Source organism: Thioclava sp. ISO4, assembly GCF_058105145.1.
In genome coordinates, this window is record NZ_CM176571.1 from 3,101,563 (window position 1) to 3,121,645 (window position 20,083).

Genomic DNA, 20,083 nt, shown 5'->3' on the forward strand with positions numbered 1-20,083 from the left:
CTCAGCGCTGCGCCACCTGCCAGTTCGGCGCAATCCACGGCTCGAGATTCTCGCGCGCGAGCGGCGCGCGGCCCAGCAGGTGATCGGCGATCTTCTCGCCCACCATGATCGAGGGCGCGTTGAGGTTGCCATTGGTGATGCGCGGGAAGACCGAGCTGTCGGCGACCCGCAGCCCCTCCACCCCGATCACGCGGCCTTCCGGATCGACGACGGCGCTCGGATCGTCCGCCGCCCCCATCCTCGCGGTGCCGCAGGGGTGATAGGCGCTCTCGGCGTGCTCGCGGATGAAGGCGTCGATCTGCTCATCCGTCTCGACCGCAGCGCCGGGCTGGATCTCGTGTTTCACATGCGCGGCCATCGGCCCTTGGGCGAAAATCTCCCGCGTCAGCCGCACGCATTTGCGGAACTCGGCCCAGTCGTCGGGATGGCTCATATAGTTGAACGTGATCTCCGGCTTGGCCTCGGGATCGCCTGAACGCAGCCGCACATGCCCACGCGATTTCGAGCGCATCGGCCCGACATGCGCCTGGAAGCCGTGCCCCTCGGCGGCGGCCTTGCCGTCATAGCGCACCGCGATCGGCAGGAAGTGATACTGGATGTCCGGATAGTCGATCCCGGCATCCGAGCGGATGAAAGCGCAGCTCTCGAACTGGTTCGACGCGCCAAGCCCGCCCTTGGTAAACAGCCACTGCGCGCCCACCCGCGCCTTGCCGTAGAGGTTCCAGTATTTGAACAGCGTCACCGGCTGCTTGGCCGCGAATTGCATATAGATCTCAAGGTGATCCTGCAGGTTCGCACCCACGCCGGGACGATCCGCCAGCACCTCGACGCCATGCTCGCGCAGATGCTCCGCCGGGCCGACCCCCGACAGCATCAGCAGCTTCGGCGTGTTGATCGAGCTCGCGGCCAGAATGACCTCGGAAGTCGCCCGAACCACCTCGATCTGCCCCTTGCGCTTGATTTCGACGCCGACGGCCTTCTTGCCTTCGAAGACCACGCGCCGCGCCAGACCGCGCACGATCCGCAGCTTGCCGGTCTTGAGCGCCGGGCGCAGATAGGCATTGGCCGCCGACCAGCGACGCCCCTTGTAGATCGTGGCCTCCATCGGCCCGAAGCCTTCCTGTTGCTGGCCGTTGTAATCCTCGGTCACCGGGTAGCCCGCCGCCTTGCCCGCCGCGACGAAAGCGTCGAACAGCGGATTGGCGCGCGGCCCGCGGGTCACATGCAGCGGCCCCGAACGGCCACGCCATTCGGTCTCTTCGCCGCCATGCCAATGCTCCATCCGCTTGTAATAGGGCAGCACATCGGCATAGCCCCAGCCGGTCGCGCCGCTTTCTTCCCAATGGTCGAAATCGCGCGCATGCCCCCGGACATAGACCATGCCGTTGATGCTCGACGAGCCGCCCAGCACCTTGCCGCGCGGGGTCGCCAGACGCCGCCCGCCCAGATGCTCTTCGGGTTCCGACTGAAAGCCCCAGTCGTAGATCCCCATATTCATCGGATAGCTCAGCGCGCCGGGCATCTGGATGAACGGCCCCGCATCCGAGCCGCCATGCTCGATCACCACCACGTCGCGCCCCGCTTCCACGAGCCGATAGGCCAGCGCCGAACCGCCGGACCCAGCGCCTACGATCACAAATTCTGCCGAAACACTCATCTTCATCTGGCCTCAAATACTCCGGGGGTCGCCGTTTGGTGCGCCATCGGTCCGAGGACCAACCGGCGACGGGCAGCGCCCCCAGCCGCCCCAAATTCGAACTCAGTAAGGGCTCTCGACCGGTCCCATGCCGACATAGACGGATTTGAGCTGCGTATAATGCTCCACCGCCGCGCGGGAATTCTCGCGCCCGAAGCCCGATTGCTTGACCGCACCGAAGGGCATCTCCACCGGCGTCAGGTTATAGGCGTTGATCCAGGTCGTGCCCGCCTGCAGCTGGCCGACCACGCGATGGCCGCGCGCCAGATCGCCGGTGAACACGCCCGCGGCGAGGCCGAACTGCGTGTCGTTGGCCCGCGCGATCGCTTCTTCCTCGGTCTCAAAATCCAGCACCGACATGACCGGGCCGAAAATCTCCTCGCGCGCGATGGTCATGTCGTCGGTGACATCGGCGAAGACCGTGGGCTGCACGAAGAGCGGCCCCTCGTTGCCCGCAGAACCACCGCAGACCAGCCGCGCGCCTTCGGATTTCGCGCTCTCGACATAGGACATCACCTTGTCGAACTGCGCCTGCGAGATCAGCGGACCGAATTGCGTCGCCTCATCGAGCGGATCGCCCGCGACGATGGTCTCCGTGCGCTCTTTCAGACGGGCGAGGAATTTCTCCTTGATGCCCTTCTGCACGAAGACCCGCGTCCCGTTCGAGCAGATCTGCCCCGAGGAATAGAAATTCCCCAGCATCGCCGCCCCGATCGCGCTTTCGATATCGGCATCGTCGAACACGATCATCGGGGATTTGCCGCCCAGCTCCATTGTGACGTGCTTCATCCCCGCCGAGGCCGCCTGATAGACCTTCGCGCCCGTCGGCACCGAGCCCGTCAGCGACACTTTCGCGATACGCGGATCGGTGGACAGCGCCGCCCCGACCGGGCCGAAGCCCTGCACCACGTTGAAGATACCAGCGGGCATCCCGGCCTCAATGAAGATCTCGGCGAGCTTCAGCGCGCCCAGCGGCGTCATCTCGGAGGGCTTGAACACCATCGCGTTGCCGGTCGACAGCGCGGGCGCGGATTTCCAGCAGGCGATCTGGCTGGGATAGTTCCACGCGCCGATGCCCGCGCAGACGCCCAGCGGCTCGCGGATCGTATAGGCGAAATCGCCGCCCAACGGCATCGTCTCGCCGGTCAGCGTCGGCGCGAGACCTGCGAAATACTCCAGCGCCTCGGCGCCCGAGGGCCAGTCGGCCTCGCGGGTTTCCTGAATCGGCTTGCCGGTGTCGAGCGTCTCGAGCTGCGCCAGTTCCTCGGCGCGCTCGCGGATGATCGCGACGGCACGGGTCAGGATGCGGCCGCGCTCGACCGGGCGCAGCGCGGCCCAGTCCTTCTGCGCCTCGACCGCCCCCGAAATCGCTGCGTCGATCACCGCAGGCGTCGCCGCATGCAGCTTCGCGATGACTTCGCCGGTGCCGGGATAGGTGACGATCAGCTCGTCGCCATCGGTGTCTTCCATCCAGTCGCCATTGACGAAATGGCTCGCTTTCGGCTGTGCCCTCATTGGTGGACCTCCAATTCTTTTTCCAGATGCGCCAGCACCAGATTGCAGGCGGCCTCCCGGTCGGGATCGCCCGCGACCAGCGCCGCGCGGATGTAGACGCCGTCGATCAGTGCGCCCAAACCCTCGGCCACGGAGCCCGCCCGGTCACCGACCAGCGGGCGCAGCCCATGCATGAGGTTCGAGCGCAGACGGCGCTGATAGATATGCAGCAGGCGCCGCGCATCGGCGCTCGACTGCGCGAGCACGTAGAAGTTCAGCCACGCGGCGATCGCCTCGTGCCGGAACGATCCCGCCGCGAAGGAGCCCATCACAACCGCGCGAACCCGCTCCTGCGGGGTCTGCGCCATCGCCATCGCGCCGCGCACTTCGGCGCCGTAAATCGACAGGATCGAGCGCATCGCGGCGAGGAAAATCCGGTCTTTCGACCCGAAATAATGGTGCGCGAGCGCCGAGGACATGCCTGCGCGCCGGGCGATCTGAGCGACCGTCACATCCAGCGATCCCGCCTCGCCCACTGTCTCAATGGTGGCTTTCACCAAGGCAGCGCGGCGTATAGGCTCTGCTCCAAGCTTGGGCATCGTGCGGGCCTCCTTCGGGTCGTTTGCTTGTATGTCGGGCTAAGACATGTTTATTGACTCGTCAATCAATAACCGCATTCTGCGGTTTCTTGACGTTGTGATAGGGAGAAAAATATGACGTTTCGTTCCACGCTCCTCGCGCTGAGTGCGGCGCTCTCGCTCGGGCTGGCAGGCACCGCGCCCGCGCAGGCCGCCGATTGCTCGAAAGTGACCTTCTCCGATGTCGGCTGGACCGACATCACCTCGACCACCGCGGTCGCGACCACGATCCTCGAAGCGCTCGGCTACGAGACCGACACCAAGGTGCTCTCGGTTCCGGTGACCTACGAGGCACTGTCGAAAGGCGATGTCGACGTGTTCCTCGGCAACTGGATGCCCTCGATGGCCGCCAACGTGGATCCCTACACCAAGGACGGCACGGTCGAGACGCTCGGCACCAACCTGACCGGCGCGAAATACACGCTCGCGACCAACGCCGCCGGCGCCAAGGCCGGCATCAAGGACTTCTCCGACATCGCCAAGCATGCCGACGAGCTGGACAACCAGATCTACGGCATCGAGCCGGGCAATGACGGCAACGCGCTGATCCTCGACATGATCGACAAGGACGCCTTCGGCCTGAAGGATTTCGACCTGAAGGAAAGCTCCGAGCAGGGCATGCTCGCGCAGGTCGCGCGCGCCGACAAGGCCGACAAACCGATCATCTTCCTCGCGTGGGAGCCCCACCCGATGAACTCCAACTTCGACATCACCTATCTCTCGGGCGGCGATGACTTCTTCGGCCCCGATTACGGCGGTGCGACGGTCATGACCAATGTCCGCGCGGGCTATGTCGACGAATGCCCGAACCCGGGCAAGCTCGTCTCCAATCTGAAGTTCACCCTCTCGATGGAGAACGAGATCATGGGCAAGATCCTCGACGACGGCGAGGACCCCAAGGATGCCGCGAAGGAATGGCTCAAGGCCCATCCCGAAACCTGGCAGGCCTGGCTCGAAGGCGTGACCACCAAGGATGGCGGCGATGCGCGTGAAGCGGTCGAGAAAGCGCTGAACTCGTGAGCCTTTGGGCAAAACCTTCGCGCGGGCGGCAGGGCATCACCCTCCGCCGCCCCCGTGTCCCTTCGGTCCGCGCCCTCACCGGCGCGGCCCTTCTCTTCGCAGGGATGATCGCCACGCCCCTCGCCCCCGCGCGCGCCGCGGATTGTCCCGACACCGAGGCCCTGCACGCGGCCGGCGTCACGCTCACCCGCATCAGCCCGAAAATGGCGCAGGCCTATCGCTACGAGAACGGCACGCTGACCTCCTACCGGGTCGACGATCCCGAGCTTGGCCGCCCGCCCAAGCGCGAGCGCTACGACCATCCGCTGGCGGTGAGCCTGCAGGAAATGGACGGGCGCAGCTTCGCGCTCCTCTATGACGACGATCCCGCGCGGCTCGACCAATTGCCGCAACTGGGCAACTGGCGCACCCCGGTGAGCCTGAAAGTCGACGGCGAGACGAAAGACCGCGGCACCATCTCCTACGCCTATCGCGGCACCGGCTCGGTGCAGATCGGCGCGTGCCGCTACGATGTCTGGCAGGTCGTCGAACGGATCGCGATGGGCAAGCTGCGCACCGCCTTCCTCAAGGAATTTTCCCCCAAGGCCGGGCTGGTCCTGCGCGTCACCAAGCTCGACCCCGAAACCGGCAAGGCGCAATCGCAAGTCGCCTTCGACCGCATCGAGACGCGCCAGAAATAACAAACCGCAAGGACAGCTATGAACTGGTTGACCGAAACCAAAATCCCCGTCGGCAAGACCGCCAAGATCGTGATCGACTGGCTGCAGGACCACGCCGCACCGCTCTTCGACGCGCTCTCCGTGGCGCTCAAGGCGCTGATCGACGCAACGCTCTGGGTGCTGCAAGGCCCCCCGCCCATTCTCGTGATCCTCGCCTTCGCGGTGATCGCCTACCTGCTGCAACGCAGCTGGAAGATTTCGCTCCTGGTAATCGTGGGCTTCCTGTTCATCCTCAATCAGGACTATTGGGAAGAGACGACCGAGAGCCTCACCCTCGTGATCGCCGCCTGCGTGGTCTGCATGGGGATCGGCGTGCCGATCGGCATCGCCGCCGCCCACCGCCCGCGCCTCTATGCGGTGCTGCAACCGGTCTTGGACCTGATGCAGACGCTGCCGGCCTTCGTCTACCTGATCCCGGCCATCGTCTTCTTCGGCATCGGCATGGTGCCGGGCCTGATCGCGACCGTGATCTTCGTGCTGCCCGCGCCGATCCGCCTGACCCATCTGGGCGTCTCCTCGACGCCGGACACGCTGACCGAGGCCGCGCAATCCTTCGGCGCCACCAAGAGCCAGCTTCTGTGGAAGGTCGAACTGCCCTACGCCACGCCGCAGATCATGGCGGGGCTGAACCAGACCATCATGCTCTCGCTGTCGATGGTCGTGGTGGCCGCTCTGGTCGGCGCGGACGGGCTCGGCGTGCCGGTCGTGCGCGCGCTCAACACCGTCAACACGGCGCTCGGTTTCGAGTCCGGCTTCGTGATCGTCGTCGTCGCCATCATCCTTGACCGCATGCTGCGCCGCGGAGGTTCGAAATGACCCAGACCAAAGCCAAAACGGCCGTCAAATTCGACAATGTCTCCATCGTCTTCGGCGACCGCCCGCAAGAGGCGCTGCCCTTGATGGACGAAGGGCTCTCGCGCCCCGAGATTCAGGAGCGCACCGATCAGGTTCTGGGCGTGCATGATTGCTCGGTCGAGGTGCCCGAGGGCGAGATTCTCGTCCTCATGGGCCTCTCCGGGTCCGGCAAATCGACGCTCCTGCGCGCGGTGAACGGGCTCAACCCGGTGGTGCGCGGTCAGGTCGAAGTGCATGACGGGGAGAGCCTCGTCGATGTCACCCATGCCGACCCCGCCACCCTGCGCCGGATGCGCCTGACCAAGATCGCGATGGTGTTCCAGCAATTCGGCCTGCTGCCCTGGCGGACCGTGCGCGAGAATGTGGGTCTCGGCCTCGAACTCGCCGGCATGAGCAAGGCGGAACGCCGCAAGAAGGTCGACACCCAGCTGGAACTGGTGGGCCTCTCGGACTGGGCGGACCGTCAGGTGGCAGAGCTTTCGGGCGGCATGCAGCAGCGCGTGGGCCTCGCCCGAGCATTTGCCACCGACGCGCCGATCCTTCTGATGGACGAGCCCTTCTCGGCGCTCGACCCGCTGATCCGCACCAAACTGCAGGATGAGTTGCTGGAGCTGCAAACCAAGCTCAAGCGCACGATCATCTTCGTCAGCCATGACCTCGACGAAGCCTTCAAGATCGGCAACCGGATCGCGCTGATGGAAGGCGGGCGGATCGTGCAATGCGGCACCGCGCGCGACATCATCGCCAAGCCCGCCAATGGCTATGTGGCCGACTTCGTGGCCCATATGAACCCGCTCGGCGTACTCACCGCCGAGGATATCGCCGACCCTATCGGCACGCCGACCGGCGACGCCACGGGCGCGCCGATGCCCGCCGACGCGCCCGTGCGCGACGTGATGGAGCGGCTGCGCTACGAGCCCGCCGTGCTGCTCACCGATGGCCGTGTCGTGACCCGCGAGGGCGTCATCACGCGGCTCATCGACCCCCAGCGCAGCGCCGAGGCGAGCTGAGGGACGCTTCGCGGAGGATATTTTGACCAAGCCGAAACCAAGGCGCGCGCGCCCCTTCGGCTTGGCTCAAATATCCCCGCCGGAGGCATCCGACATTTGCAGAAAAGTGCGGCGCTGTCAGATCTTGGTGGCAGGCGGAGGCAGCGTCACCCGGCGTTTGAGCTGCGCCTCGCGGAAGGTCATGTAGCTGACCGAGGCGATGATGATCGCGCCGCCCAAGATCACGTAAGGGTCGGGGCGCTCGCCGAAAATCGTCCAGCCCGCAATCGCCGCCCAGACCAGTTGCAGGAAGATGACCGGCTGCGTCACCGTCACAGGCGCCGCGGCGAAGGCGCGCGTCATGCAGTAATGCCCGCCCGTCGCGAACACCGCCACCGCGCCCAGCCAGAGCGTCTCGGACAGCGTGATCGGCTCCCATTTCCAGATCGCCACCGGGGCGAGCGCGACGGTCACCACCAGCGTCATCATCGCGACCACCGTGCCCGCGGGCACGTAATCGGTCAGCCGCTTCGCCGCGAGATAGGCGCCGCCGAAGAACAGCGCCGCGCCAAGCTGGGCGAGATGGCCCGGCTCGATCGCGCGCATCCCCGGGCGCAGGATGATCAGCGCCCCGATCAGTGCGACGACCACCGCCGTCACGCGCCGCCAGGCCAGCCCCTCGCCCAGCAGGAGCGCGCCGCCCACTGTGACGACAATCGGGTTGAGGTAGTTGATCGCGGTGACATCGGCGATCGGGATATTGCTCATCGCGAAGAACCACAGCCCCACCGCCACCGCATGCAGCGCCCCGCGCAGCCCGAACAGCGCCCAGACCTGAGGCGGGAAGGTCTGGCGCAGGATGCGGGCCAGCGCGGGCGCGAAGAAGATCAACCCCCACATGAAGCGCACGAAGGCCGATTGCGCGGCGGGCACCTGATCGCCCAGCCAGTGGACGATGATGTTCACCATCACGAAACAGGCCGTGGTGGCGAGCATCCACAGGATGCCGATCAGCGGTTTATTGGGTTTGTCTTGCGCGGTCATGACCCCTCTTGGACGCTGGTTCGGCACCGCGCGCAAGGGGCGGCTTTGTGTCGGTTATAATCCGCCCGCGGCGAGCTTCCAGGCGATCGAGCCCATCAGCACCGCGATCAGCGCATCGAGCACGCGCCAAGCGCTCTCCTTGGCGAAAAGCGGCGCCAGAAGCCGCGCGCCATAGGCCAGCGCGAAGAAGAGGACGAACGAAGCCACGATCGCGCCCGAGGCGAAGCTGATCCGCGCGCCCGCGAACTGCGCCGAGACCGCGCCCAGCAGAACCACCGTATCGAGCCAGACATGCGGGTTCGCCCAGGTGAAGGCCGCCACCGTCACCAGAACGGCACGCAGGGACGGCGCGCTGCCTGCGCTCGGGTCGAGATGCTCGCCGCCGCGGATCGCCGCGAGGGCAGAGCGGATCGCATACCAGCTGAGAAAGACGACACCGCCCCAGCGCAGCGTCTCCGGCAGCCATGGCAGCGCCGTGGAAGCGGCAGCGAAGCCTGACACGCCAAGCGCGATCAGCACCGCATCGGAAAGCGCGCAGAACAGCGCCACCGCGAAGACATGCTCGCGCCGCAGCCCCTGACGCAGCACGAAAGCGTTTTGCGCGCCGATCGCCACGATGAGCCCGAGCCCCAGTTTCAGCCCCGCCCAGAATGCCACCAATTCCATCCGTCTCACCCCCAGCCTGCACAGAGACGCTTCTCAGTGCCGGGGCGCGCATATAAGTTCAACTTAATTAAACTAACTCTGTATAAGTAAAACTTATGTTCGACTATGCCGCGCTGGATGCGCTCGCCACCGTGATCGAGACCGGAAGCTTCGAAGCCGCGAGCGCGCGGCTCGGGGTTTCGCAATCGGCTGTCTCGCAACGGGTCCGCCAGTTGGAGGAACGGATGGGCGCGGTTCTGGTGATCCGCGCCACGCCCTGCCGCGCGACAGAGGATGGCGCGCGGCTGATCGCCCATCTGCGCGAGGTGGCGCTTCTGGAGACCGAGCTTGCGCCTTCCGAGACCCCGCCGGTTCTGCGCATCGCGGTGAATGCGGACAGCCTCGCGACTTGGGTGCTGCCCGCGTTGGCCGAGGTCGAGGGCGTGCGGTTCGATCTGGTGATCGACGATCAGGACCATTCGGCGGGGCTGCTGCGCCGCGGTGAGGTCGCGGGCGCGATCACCGCCGATGAGGGGCCGATTGCGGGCTGCGACAGCGTGAGCCTCGGGCGGCTGCGCTATATCGCGACGGCGAGCCCGGGCTTCGTCGCGCGCTATTTCCCGAACCGGATCGACCGGCACGCCTTGCGCGCGGCCCCTGCCCTGCAGTTCAACGCCAAGGATCGGCTGCAGGACCGCTGGGCCTCGATGATCGCGGGCATGCCGATGGGGCTGCGCGCGCATCGTATCAGCTCGACCGAAGGCTTCGTGGAGGCCTGTCTGCGCGGCATGGGCTGGGGGCTGAACCCAGAGGCGCTGGTGCGCGCGCATCTGGAAAGCGGCGCGCTGGAACGGCTGGGCCCGGCGCCGATCGACGTGCCGCTCTACTGGCAGAGCGCGAGGCGGCTGAAAGCCCCGCTCACGCCGCTGACCAAAGCGCTGCGACAGGCGGCGAAAGCGGTGTTGCTGCGCTAATCCGGACCTTTAGCGTGAGGATGCTTGATCCTGCCTGTGCGACATGGGAGCGTAGAGATACACGCCCGCAGAGAAGGGCGACATGAGCGAAAGGCAGGGACGATTTGCGCAGACTGTATCTCCATGTCGGCACCCACAAGACCGGCACGACGTCATTGCAGGCCTATCTGCGTGACAATAAAGCGGCACTCAAGGCTCAGGGGCTCACCGTCCTAACGGAGAAACACAAGGCGCATGGAGAGATAGCCACCTGCTTTGGCTTCGCGCATGGCATCCTGCGCGACGGGCTGCAAAGTGTTGCACGGATGACCGGAGCGATGCCCAAGGCGGGATCAATGCGCGGCTTTCTCTATCGGGCCGAAATCCGACGCCAGCTCAAGGCGATGCCACGCGACGGGCGCGCAGTGCTCAGCGCCGAAGCCTTGTGTTTCGCACGGATGCCCGAAGAGGCCGACCGTCTGCGCAAGGTCTTCGAAAAGCTCGACATCGAAATCGTTCCGGTGATTTGCTTTCGCAATGAAGCCGATTGGCGCACAAGCTGGGAGAACGAGCTGCAGCGCTTCGCCGAGCAGATGACGCGCCCCTTCGGCACGGGGACGAACGACATACGCGGTGAGTGGTATTTCGATGCGGCGGCGATCGAGGCGTTCTGGGAGCAGTTCGGGCCTGTGAGACGCGTCGATTTCGACGCGGCGGTTGCGCGTGACGGCTCGGTCCTGCCCTCCTTGCTGGAGGCGTTCGATGTCGCGGCGGAAGGCGATCTGGCGGACTATCGGCTGCGCCAGAGCGGCTCCCCGGCCTGAGCGCGCATTGCCCGCGGCCTGCGCGGCGCGCATAGTGATGGATGTCCCGCAGGCCCGTCAGGAGGAGAGACGCCCATGGAGCTACCCGATTTCATTCAGGCCTTCCCCGCCCTCGATCTGCCGTTTCCCGAAGATCAAGTGCGCAGCCACGCGATCCGCTCGGAGGCGGGGCTGGTGGTGTTCTTGCACTTCCTCACCGATTTCGACCTGCCGCCCCATGCGCATAAGGCTCAGTGGGGCACGGTGATCGAGGGCGAGGCGGAACTGACCATCGCTGGCGAGACCAAGGTCTATCGCCCCGGCGACAGCTACGACATCCCCGCCGGCGTGGAACATTCGGCGCGGCTCAAGGCGGGGACGAAGGTGATCGACGCCTTCGAGGAGGCCGATCGCTATCCGCTGAAGCCCTGAGGGCGCGCGCTCAGACCCGGATCACCGAGACGCTCTGGTTGATCAGCATCGCGGGCGCCTGCGATTCCATGAAGGCCACGTCATAGGCATCGCGCCCCACCGCGACCAGCGCCATGTTCTCGGCCCCGCACATGCCGGTCGCATCGACCATATGCCACGCGCCATCGAGCCAGACCTCGGCCACGGCGTGGAAATCCTGCGGCCACACATCCGGCCCGTAGGAGGACGCCATCCGCGCCGGAATCTGCGCCGCGCGCACCATCGCGCAGAACAGATGCGCATAGTCGCGACAGACCCCTGCCCGGCCTGCGAAGGTCTCGAGCACATTGGTGTCGCTGTCCGACGCGCCGGGCACGTAAGAGAGGTTCTTCTCGATCCAGTCGCGGATCGCGGCGACTTTCGCCCCGCCCTGCAAATCGCCGAAACGCTTGCTCACGAAGGAGACGAACTTGTCCGACTGAACGTAGCGCGAGGGCCGGATATAGGGCGCGGCCTCGGCGGGCAGTTCGTGCAGCTGTGCCGCCCGCATCTGGGTCAGGTCGATCGCCGGACGCGTGATGTCGATCACCGCCTGATAATGCAGCATCATCTGCGTGCCGACCTGCGCCCAGATCCGCTCGCCCACGCCGCAATCGCCCGCGATCCGGCCCACGCTCGCATCGCCGAGATTCATCGACGCGCTGACGATTTCCTGCCCCGGAGCCTGCGCCGCTTCGAGCACCAGCGCGACCGTATTCGGTTGCGGGAACTGGTATTGCATCTGCACGTCGACGGAAATGCGCATGGCGGCTCCTTCTCTCGGGATTCAGGTGGTGTCACTGGGATGGAGCGCGCCGCGTAACAGAGACACGTCGGTGGGAAAAGGGGGGCGCCGAGGGTTTGGTTCCCAAGTGACGTAGCGCCGCGAACGAATAGCCGTGAGCGGGGGCGTCGCGACGGTTTCGCAATGCGCCCGAAGCCTCTTTGAAACGAGAACGGCGGCTGCGCCTCGAAAGCACAGCCGCCGTTGAAACACGCCAGGTGCGTGCAGGCTTACGCGTCGATCTTGACGAGTTCCACGTCGAAGGTCAGCGCCTTGCCGGCGAGCGGGTGGTTCGCGTCGAGGACGAGTTCTTTCTCGTTCGCCTCGGCGACGGTCACGTTCACGGTCTGACCGTCCTGGGTCTGAACCTGAAGCTGGGTGCCCGGCTCGGTCGGGATGTCGTCGGGAATGTTCGCGCGATCGACCGACTGCATGCGCTCGGGGTGATGCTCGCCATAGGCCTCTGCGGGCTCGACGCGCACGGTGCGCTTTTCGCCCTCTTCCATGCCGGTCACGCCCTTGTCGAGGCCGGGGATGATCTGGCCCGAACCGAGCGTGAAGGACAGCGGGTCACGGCCTTCCGAGCTATCGAAGACGGAGCCGTCATCGAGCTTGCCGGTGTAATGAAGATGCAGGGTGTCGCCAGCCTTTGCCTGGGTCATGGTGATATCCTTTCGGGGGGAGATGAATTTGCCGAGGCCACGGGGTTACGCGGGTGCTCGGAGCGTCACGCGACAAATTGGGGGTTCTGGACGGGAATGTAAACCGGGGGGCCGAAATTCGGGCGGTTTGAGGCCGTTTGAGACGCAAAAAGCGCCCCGGAGGGCGCTTTTATCAATTTTCGGTGCATTGGGCCTTACAGCTGCGCTGCGACCTCTTCGGGCACGTCGAAATTGGCGGTGACGGATTGCACGTCGTCATCGTCTTCGAGCGTGTCGATCAGCTTCATCAGCTTCTGGGCGGTCTCCAGATCGACCTCGGTGCGGTTCTGGGGCTTCCAGATCAGCTTGGCTTCCTCGGCCTCGCCCAGCTCCTTCTCCAGCGCGTCGGAGACATCCGAGAGGTCTTCCATCGCGCAGTAGATCCAGTGGCCTTCATCGTCGCTCTCGACGTCTTCGGCGCCCGCCTCAATGGCGGCCATCAGCACGGTCTCGGCATCGCCCACGGAGGCGGGATAGATGATCTCGCCCATCCGGTCGAACATGAAGGACACCGAGCCGGTGGTGCCCAGATTGCCGCCATTCTTGGTGAAGGTGGAGCGCACGTTGGACGCGGTGCGGTTGAGGTTGTCGGTCATCGCCTCGACGATCACCGCGATGCCCTCGGGGCCGTAGCCCTCGTAGCGGATCTCCGTGTAGTCATCGCCGTCGCCCGCCTGCGATTTCTTGATCGCGCGGTCGATCACGTCTTTCGGCATCGACTGGGACTTGGCCGCTTTCACGGCGAGGCGCAGGCGCGGGTTCTTCTCGGGATCGGGGTCGCCCATCTTGGCGGCGACCGTGATCTCCTTCGAGAGCTTGGAAAACATCTTCGAGCGCGCCGCATCCTGCTTGCCCTTGCGGTGCTGGATGTTGGCCCATTTTGAGTGGCCTGCCATGGGTATCTCCGTTCGGAATAGTCGCGAAATCGACCCCGTATAGTGCGCAACGGGGGGATGATTCAAGATAGATGGGTGGCGGGCGCCCTCTTCGCCCGTCGGGAGCGCCTTACTGCGGCAAGGTCAGCGTGCCCGCGCCGCGGCCGCGCGGCGGAATTTCCTTGGGCGTCTTGAACTGCCAGCGCCGCCCGGAGGCGTCTTTCAGCGTCACCTCGGCATAGGGCTGGAACAGGCCACCCACGCCGCTGCCCGCGAGATAGCTGGGCTCGAAGCGGGTCACTTGGTAGCGCATGGGATAGGGGCACCCAGCCAGATCGCCGGTATACTGGCCCGAGATATTGGCGTGGCAGACCGTGCCGTCGATGAAGGAGACACGCATCACCGTGCCCTGAAAGCTGACATTGTCCGGCCAGGAGGGCGCGCGGCTGCCCTGCCCCGGCACACAGGCGGCGAGCGCGAGCGGCGCGAGAAGCGACAGGGCGGCGATACGGGCGGCAAAGCGCATGGGGGAACCTCCTCAGAAGGGCCAGATCAGCGGGATCAGCAGGCAGGCGGTCAACCCGGTCACGATATCCATCGGGATGCCGACGCGCAGGAAATCGGTGAACTTATAGCCACCGGGGCCATAGATCATCATGTGAGTCTGATAGCCGATCGGCGTCGCGAAGGCCACCGAGGCCGAGAACATCACCGCCACCGCGAAGGGCCGCGGATCGAGCCCCAGCGCCGCGGCCAGCGAGATCGCGATCGGGGTGTAGATCACCGCCACCGCGTTGTTCGACAGCAATTCGGTCATGATGAGGCCGAGGAAATAGACCACGATCAGCGCGAGTTGCGGCGGCAGCATCTTCAGCAAGGGCGCCACGCCCGAGACGATCATCTCGACCGCGCCGGAATGCTCCAGCCCCGCGCCGACGACGAGCATCGCGAAGATCAGCGCAAGCAGGCGGCCCTCGATGAAGGTGAAGGCCTCGTCGGTGTCGATACAGCGGGTCACGAGGATGCCCGCCACCGCCACCATCGCGAGCGCGAGGATTGGCGCCACGCCAAGGGCTGCGAAGATCACCACCGCGCCGAGCGCGCCCATCGCAAGCGGCAGATGCGAGCGGCGATAGGCGCGCGCCTGCGGCTTCGAGACGTCCACGAGGTCCATATCGGCGGCCAGACGCGCGATATCCTCGGGCGCGCCTTCGAGCAGCAGCGTATCGCCAACCACCACGATCAGATCGTCGAGCTGGCGGCCGATATTCTGGTTCCGGCGGTGCGCGGCGAGCGTGTAGACACCGTAGCGGCGGCGCAGGCGCATATCACCCAGACGCTGCCCGATCATCCGGCAGCCGGGCGAGATCAGCACTTCCACCGTCTCGGTCTGCACCGAGGACAGCTTGTCGACCATGCGCAGGTCGCGGTTCTTCTGCATCCCCAGAAGCTCTTCCATCTCGGAGCGCAGAACGACCCGGTCGCCGGCCATCAGCTCGACCGAGGCGAGGTCCCGGCGCAGCGAGGCATCGCCGCGCAGCACGTCGATCACCCGCACGCCCTCGCGCTTGAACGTGTCGGTCTCCAGCACCGACTCGCCGATCAGCCCGCTTTCCTCAGGGATCGCGACCTCGGTGAAATATTTCATCTTCGGGCGGTCGCCGAGCATGAAGGAAAGCGATTGCCGCTCGGGGATCAGTTTCGGCGCGAAGATCGCGAGGAACGTCCCGCCGACCAGACAGATCGCGAAGCCCAGAGGCGCGATTTCGAAGATCGTGAAGGGCTCCATCCCCCGCCCCCGCACCACGCCATCGACGAGAATGTTGGTCGAGGTGCCGATCAGGGTGATCATACCGCCCATCACGGTGACGTAGCTCAGCGGCATCAGCAGCCGCGAGGGCGAGAGGTTCAGCTTGCGCGCGACCTGAATGAAGACCGGGATCATCACCGCAACGACCGGTGTGTTGTTCATCACGGCGCTTGCGAACATCGTGACCCCGAACATCAACAGCACGGTCAGCTTCGGGTTCTGGTCGATCCGCGATTCCGCATAGCGCGTCATCGCGTCAAGCGCGCCGGTGCGAACCAGGGCACCCACGATCAGGAACATGAAGGCGATGGTCCAGGGTGCGGGGTTCGACAGAATCGCGGCTGCGTTCTCGTAGGGCACGAAGCCGAAGATCAGCATCAGAGCCGCGCCGGCCATGGCGGTGACCTCTGGCGGCCATGTCTCGCGGACGAACATGACAAACATCCAACCCACGACCAGCATGGCCGCGATTGCCGTCTCGGTGCCGGTCAGGGGCAGTTGGATCATGTAAGGTTCTCGCGTAAGCGCATCGGCCCGATACTATCGACACGTGTTGCACGAGCAAGCGCGCTCTGATCGCTGCAGAGGATATTTGCAGGCAAACGCATAAGCTTCGGGCAGAGAAGAACCGGCGCCGCGCTCAGAGCGGCCCCGATTGCGAGAGCCTGCCGCCGGTGCGCACAGCCTCGCAGCGGGTGGCGCGCCCGGTCTTGTCATCGGTCTCGACGTAAAAGCCGCACAGCGTCACCGGACCGCGGGCGGGCGAGAAGCGTTCCTTCGACATGCCGGTCACGAAACGGCGCATCGGTTCGGCCTTCGCCATGCCGATGACGGAATCGTAATCGCCGCACATGCCCGCATCGGAGAGGTAAGCGGTGCCCTTCTCGAGAATCTGCGCATCGCCCGTGGGCACATGGGTATGGGTGCCCACGACGACGCTCGCACGCCCGTCGCACCAATGGCCCATCGCCATTTTCTCGGACGTCGCCTCGCAATGCACATCCACCAGCGCCGCCTGCACCGCCCCGCCCAGCGGGTAGCGTTTCAGTTCCGCCTCGATGGCCGAGAAGGGATCGTCGAAGGCGCGTTTCATGAACACATTGCCCAGCACCTGCGCCACCAGCACCTTGCGCCCGCGCCGGTCCTGAAACACCCGCGCGCCTTTGCCCGGCGCTTCCTTGGCGTAGTTCACGGGACGGATGATGCGCGGCTCGCTCTCGATGAAGCGCAGCATGTCCTTCTGATCGAAGGCGTGATCGCCCAGCGTCACCACATCCGCGCCCGCATCCAGCAGAAGCTTCGCGTGATCGCCGGTCAGCCCCATGCCGCCCGAGGCGTTCTCGCCGTTGACCACGACGAAATCGAGGCGCCACTCCTCGCGAAGTTTCGGCAGGGTTTCGGTGATCGCGGCGCGGCCCGCGCGGCCCATCACATCGCCAAGAAAGAGTATCTTCATGGCCCGATTAGATAGAACGCGCCGCTGGGGAGAGCAATGGGCGGCGCGCATCGGCTGCATGATGATGATGACGATTTCTCATGCAGGCGCGTCGGTTGCGGGCTTTGCTCTGCCCCGCTTGCGCCCTAGAACGGGGGCAAGGAAAACGGGAGCGCGATATGGCCGACGACGTGCAGGTGATCTTTACCCCCTCTGGAAAGCGGGGGCGCGTGGCGCGTGGCACAAGGGTGCTCGCGGCGGCGCGCAAGCTGGGGGTCGATCTTGATTCCGTCTGCGGCGGGCGCGGCGTGTGCTCGAAATGCCAATGCACGCCCTCCTTCGGGGATTTCCCGAAACTCGGTCTGCATGTGGAGCCGGACGCGGTCAGCCCGCTCAACGCGGTCGAGGAACGCTATGACCGGATTCGCGGGCTGAAACCGGGGCGGCGTCTGGGCTGCCAGACGGAGATCCTCGACGACGTGGTGATCGACGTGCCGCCCGAAAGTCAGGTGCACAAACAGGTCGTTCGCAAGGCGGCTTCCGAGCGCGTGATGGAGATGGATCCGGCGACGCGCCCCGTCTATGTCGAAGTCGCGGAACCGGATATGCACCGCCCCGAAGGCGATCTGCAGCGGCTTTCGCAGGCGCTCGAAAAGCAATGGCAGATCAAGGGCGTGCGCGCCGATCTTGATGTTCTGCGGATGCTGCAGCCCGCGCTGCGCAAGGCCGACTGGAAGGTCACGGTCGCGATCCACGATGCGGGCGACGGGCCGCGCGTGACGGGCGTCTTCCCCGGCGTGCGCGAGGTGCCGCTTTACGGGCTGGCGATCGACCTCGGCTCGACCACCATCGCAGGGCATCTGGTCGCGCTCGATGACGGGCGGGTGCTGGCGAGCGCGGGCGTGATGAACCCGCAGATCCGCTTCGGCGAAGACCTGATGAGCCGGGTCTCCTACGTGATGATGAACCCCGGCGGCGATCAGGAAATGACCAATGCGGTGCGGGACGCGATGGGCGATCTGGCGCGGCAGCTGGCGGGCGAGGCGAAGGTCGAGACGGGTGAGATCGTCGAGGCGGTCGTGGTCTGCAACCCGGTGATGCACCACCTGCTGCTGGGGATCGATCCGGTCGAACTGGGTCAGGCGCCCTTTGCGCTGGCGACCTCGGAGAGCCTTGAATTCGCGGCGCGCGAGATCGGCATCGAGGCCAGCCCCGGCGCGCGGGCCTATATCCTGCCGCTGATCGCGGGTCATGTCGGCGCGGATGCGGCGGCGGTGGCGTTGTCGGAGGCTCCGCAGAAGCGCGACGACCTGTCGCTGATCGTCGATGTCGGCACCAATGCCGAGATACTTCTCGGGAATAAACAACGGGTTCTGGCCTGTTCCTCACCCACCGGCCCGGCCTTCGAGGGCGCGCAAATCTCCAGCGGCCAGCGTGCCGCGCCGGGGGCGATCGAGCGGATCGAGATCGACCCCGAGACCAAGGAGCCGCGCTTCAAGATCATCGGCAACGAGCACTGGTCGACCGATCCCGAATTCGGCACGCCCCGGATCACCGGCATCTGCGGCTCGGGCATTATCGAAGCCGTGGCCGAGATGCGGATGGCCGGGATCGTGGACACCTCGGGGCTGATCGGCTCGGCCGAGCAGGTCGGCACGCCGCGCTGCGAGCCAAACGGGCGCACCCATGAATACGTGATCTATGACGGCGGCGAGGAAGGCCCGCGCATCACCGTCACCCAAGGCGACATCCGTGCGATCCAGCTGGCGAAATCCGCGCTCTACGCAGGCGCGCGTCTGCTGATGGACGAGATGGGCGTGGACACGGTCGACCGCGTGGTGCTGGCCGGTGCGTTTGGCGCGCATATCTCGCCCAAGCACGCGATGGTGCTGGGGATGATCCCGGATGCCCCGCTCGATCACGTCACCTCGGCGGGCAACGCGGCCGGCACCGGGGCGCATATGGCGCTGTGCTCGGTGAAGGCGCGGCGCGAGATCGAGGCGCAGGTGCATCAGATCACCAAGGTCGAGACCGCGATCGAGCCGCGTTTCCAGGAGCATTTCGTGGCCGCGAACGCGCTCCCGCATGCCACCGCCCCCTTCCCCGAGCTGCGCAAGATCGCGCCGCTTCCGGAGGTCAGCTTCAACACCGGCGGATCGGGCGAGGACGGCGGACGCAGGCGCCGCCGGCGCGGCTGAGGCGGGCCTTCGGGCCTCGCTTCAGGGCGCTGCGAGACGCCCGATTTCAGGCCGGATCAGGCCGCACACGGTTTCGTGATAAGACATAAGTGATCGGCGCGACCCCAGCGCGCCGTAACCCTTGTGCTTTGGCGGGGACAACCGTCGCTCAACAGGGAGGAAAATCCTTATGTCTATGAAATTCCGTGCATTCGCCGCATCGCTCACCGCAGCCGCAACGCTGGGCCTCGCCCTGCCCGCGCTGGCAAACCCGATGGTCGGTGGCGCGAAAATGTATGAGAGCAAGCCCATTGCGGCGAACGCCTCGGCCGCTCCGAACCTGACCACGCTGGTCGCAGCGGTGAAAGCGGCGGGCCTCGTCGACACGCTGGCAGGCCCCGGCCCGTTCACCGTCTTCGCGCCGACCAACGCGGCCTTCGACAAGCTGCCCGCGGGCACCGTGGACACGCTGGTGAAGCCGGAGAACAAGGAGATGCTGACGCATATCCTGACCTGTCACGTCGCCAAGGGCGTGATCACCGCCGAGAACATCATGGCGACCGTCAAGCGCGGCAACGGCATGGCGACGATCAAGACGCTCGGCGGCTGTGATCTGACCGCGATGGTCAAGGACGGCATGGTGATGCTGAAGGACCCGAAAGGCGATGTCGCGACGGTTCAGACCGCCGATGTGAAGCAGAAGAACGGCATGGTCCACGTGATCAACACCGTGCTTCAGCCGAAGATGTAAATCGACCCCGCGCCTCGTCTCCCTAAATTTTGCGCGGCGCCTGGCGTCCGGTGAGGTCCTCCTCGCCGGGCGCTTTTTTGTGAGCGGGCCCGAGGACGCGCGCGATCCCTCTTGACCGTGGCTTTCGGCTGGAATACCTCTGCGCTCGCACCATGCGGGTATGATGTAATGGTAGCCTGTCAGCTTCCCAAGCTGAACGCGCGGGTTCGATTCCCGCTACCCGCTCCAAGCTCCCCGAAATCGT

At 65.6% G+C, this 20,083-nt stretch carries 20 protein-coding genes and 1 tRNA gene; 10 read left to right on the top strand and 11 right to left on the bottom strand.

Annotated elements, in window-relative coordinates:
- Position 1: 1 nt before the first annotated feature.
- The 3 genes from betA to betI form a co-directional block, all read right to left on the bottom strand.
- The gene (gene betA / locus AC2TZ7_RS15190; RefSeq protein WP_489866823.1) at positions 2–1,657 is read right to left on the bottom strand and encodes a choline dehydrogenase; all 1,656 of its coding nucleotides are present in this window, start codon (positions 1,655–1,657) and stop codon (positions 2–4) included.
- A 102-nt stretch (positions 1,658–1,759) separates the two neighbouring features.
- Positions 1,760–3,211 carry a betaine-aldehyde dehydrogenase gene (gene betB / locus AC2TZ7_RS15195; RefSeq protein ID WP_489864865.1) on the bottom strand — a complete coding sequence of 484 codons (1,452 nt, stop codon included), beginning with the start codon at positions 3,209–3,211 and terminating at the stop codon, positions 1,760–1,762.
- The gene (gene betI, locus AC2TZ7_RS15200) at positions 3,208–3,789 is read right to left on the bottom strand and encodes a choline-binding transcriptional repressor BetI (protein WP_489864866.1); all 582 of its coding nucleotides are present in this window, start codon (positions 3,787–3,789) and stop codon (positions 3,208–3,210) included. The genes betB and betI overlap by 4 nt, the downstream gene beginning before the upstream one ends.
- Positions 3,790–3,903: 114 nt before the next feature.
- Here betI and AC2TZ7_RS15205 point away from each other — a divergent pair, with 114 nt between their 5' ends.
- Genes AC2TZ7_RS15205 through choV form a run of 4 tightly spaced genes read left to right on the top strand, consistent with a single transcriptional unit; the run spans position 3,904 to position 7,432 of the window.
- Entirely contained in the window at positions 3,904–4,848 is a 945-nt protein-coding gene (locus AC2TZ7_RS15205; RefSeq protein ID WP_098411345.1) for a choline ABC transporter substrate-binding protein, read from the top strand.
- Positions 4,845–5,528, top strand: coding sequence for a hypothetical protein (locus AC2TZ7_RS15210; RefSeq protein WP_489864867.1), 684 nt, complete (start codon positions 4,845–4,847; stop codon positions 5,526–5,528). Before AC2TZ7_RS15205 ends, AC2TZ7_RS15210 begins: the two co-directional genes overlap by 4 nt.
- 18 nt (positions 5,529–5,546) lie before the next feature.
- Positions 5,547–6,383 carry a choline ABC transporter permease subunit gene (gene choW / locus AC2TZ7_RS15215; RefSeq protein ID WP_489864868.1) on the top strand — a complete coding sequence of 279 codons (837 nt, stop codon included), beginning with the start codon at positions 5,547–5,549 and terminating at the stop codon, positions 6,381–6,383.
- Positions 6,380–7,432 carry a choline ABC transporter ATP-binding protein gene (gene choV, locus AC2TZ7_RS15220; protein WP_489864869.1) on the top strand — a complete coding sequence of 351 codons (1,053 nt, stop codon included), beginning with the start codon at positions 6,380–6,382 and terminating at the stop codon, positions 7,430–7,432. Before choW ends, choV begins: the two co-directional genes overlap by 4 nt.
- Before the next feature lie 117 nt (positions 7,433–7,549).
- Here the strand turns inward: choV and AC2TZ7_RS15225 are convergent, their stop codons facing one another.
- Entirely contained in the window at positions 7,550–8,455 is a 906-nt protein-coding gene (locus AC2TZ7_RS15225) for a DMT family transporter (protein ID WP_489864870.1), read from the bottom strand.
- A gap of 54 nt (positions 8,456–8,509) precedes the next feature.
- Positions 8,510–9,121, bottom strand: a complete 612-nt coding sequence (locus tag AC2TZ7_RS15230; protein WP_489864871.1) for a LysE/ArgO family amino acid transporter — start codon at positions 9,119–9,121, stop codon at positions 8,510–8,512.
- A 95-nt stretch (positions 9,122–9,216) separates the two neighbouring features.
- Between AC2TZ7_RS15230 and AC2TZ7_RS15235 the strand changes: the two genes are divergently transcribed.
- The 3 genes from AC2TZ7_RS15235 (at position 9,217) to AC2TZ7_RS15245 (ending at position 11,288) form a co-directional block, all read left to right on the top strand.
- On the top strand, positions 9,217–10,074 hold the full coding sequence (locus tag AC2TZ7_RS15235; protein ID WP_489864872.1) for a LysR family transcriptional regulator ArgP: 858 nt from the start codon (positions 9,217–9,219) through the stop codon (positions 10,072–10,074).
- 104 nt (positions 10,075–10,178) lie between these two features.
- The gene (locus AC2TZ7_RS15240; RefSeq protein ID WP_489864873.1) at positions 10,179–10,877 is read left to right on the top strand and encodes a hypothetical protein; all 699 of its coding nucleotides are present in this window, start codon (positions 10,179–10,181) and stop codon (positions 10,875–10,877) included.
- A gap of 75 nt (positions 10,878–10,952) precedes the next feature.
- Complete coding sequence (locus AC2TZ7_RS15245; RefSeq protein ID WP_489864874.1) at positions 10,953–11,288, top strand: cupin domain-containing protein; 336 nt, start codon at positions 10,953–10,955, stop codon at positions 11,286–11,288.
- A gap of 10 nt (positions 11,289–11,298) precedes the next feature.
- Here AC2TZ7_RS15245 and AC2TZ7_RS15250 read toward each other — a convergent pair whose 3' ends face one another.
- The 6 genes from AC2TZ7_RS15250 to AC2TZ7_RS15275 form a co-directional block, all read right to left on the bottom strand.
- Positions 11,299–12,072 (bottom strand): transglutaminase-like domain-containing protein, encoded by a 774-nt coding sequence (locus AC2TZ7_RS15250; RefSeq protein WP_489864875.1) that lies wholly within the window; start codon positions 12,070–12,072, stop codon positions 11,299–11,301.
- Positions 12,073–12,320: 248 nt separating this feature from the next.
- Positions 12,321–12,752, bottom strand: a complete 432-nt coding sequence (locus tag AC2TZ7_RS15255; RefSeq protein ID WP_078522873.1) for an FKBP-type peptidyl-prolyl cis-trans isomerase — start codon at positions 12,750–12,752, stop codon at positions 12,321–12,323.
- A 194-nt stretch (positions 12,753–12,946) separates the two neighbouring features.
- A complete protein-coding gene (locus AC2TZ7_RS15260; RefSeq protein ID WP_078542695.1) occupies positions 12,947–13,687 on the bottom strand; it encodes a YebC/PmpR family DNA-binding transcriptional regulator in 741 nt (246 codons plus the stop codon).
- 109 nt (positions 13,688–13,796) lie between these two features.
- Complete coding sequence (locus AC2TZ7_RS15265) at positions 13,797–14,192, bottom strand: hypothetical protein (protein WP_489864876.1); 396 nt, start codon at positions 14,190–14,192, stop codon at positions 13,797–13,799.
- 12 nt (positions 14,193–14,204) lie between these two features.
- Positions 14,205–15,983 (bottom strand): SLC13 family permease, encoded by a 1,779-nt coding sequence (locus AC2TZ7_RS15270; RefSeq protein ID WP_489864877.1) that lies wholly within the window; start codon positions 15,981–15,983, stop codon positions 14,205–14,207.
- A 133-nt stretch (positions 15,984–16,116) separates the two neighbouring features.
- Positions 16,117–16,932: a TIGR00282 family metallophosphoesterase gene (locus tag AC2TZ7_RS15275; protein WP_489864878.1), complete on the bottom strand. Its 816-nt coding sequence runs from the start codon at positions 16,930–16,932 to the stop codon at positions 16,117–16,119.
- 158 nt (positions 16,933–17,090) lie between these two features.
- Here AC2TZ7_RS15275 and AC2TZ7_RS15280 point away from each other — a divergent pair, with 158 nt between their 5' ends.
- The 3 genes from AC2TZ7_RS15280 (at position 17,091) to AC2TZ7_RS15290 (ending at position 20,067) form a co-directional block, all read left to right on the top strand.
- Complete coding sequence (locus AC2TZ7_RS15280; RefSeq protein WP_489864879.1) at positions 17,091–19,109, top strand: ASKHA domain-containing protein; 2,019 nt, start codon at positions 17,091–17,093, stop codon at positions 19,107–19,109.
- A gap of 169 nt (positions 19,110–19,278) precedes the next feature.
- On the top strand, positions 19,279–19,839 hold the full coding sequence (locus AC2TZ7_RS15285) for a fasciclin domain-containing protein (protein ID WP_489864880.1): 561 nt from the start codon (positions 19,279–19,281) through the stop codon (positions 19,837–19,839).
- A 154-nt stretch (positions 19,840–19,993) separates the two neighbouring features.
- Positions 19,994–20,067 (top strand) — tRNA-Gly (locus tag AC2TZ7_RS15290).
- Positions 20,068–20,083 lie beyond the last annotated feature (16 nt).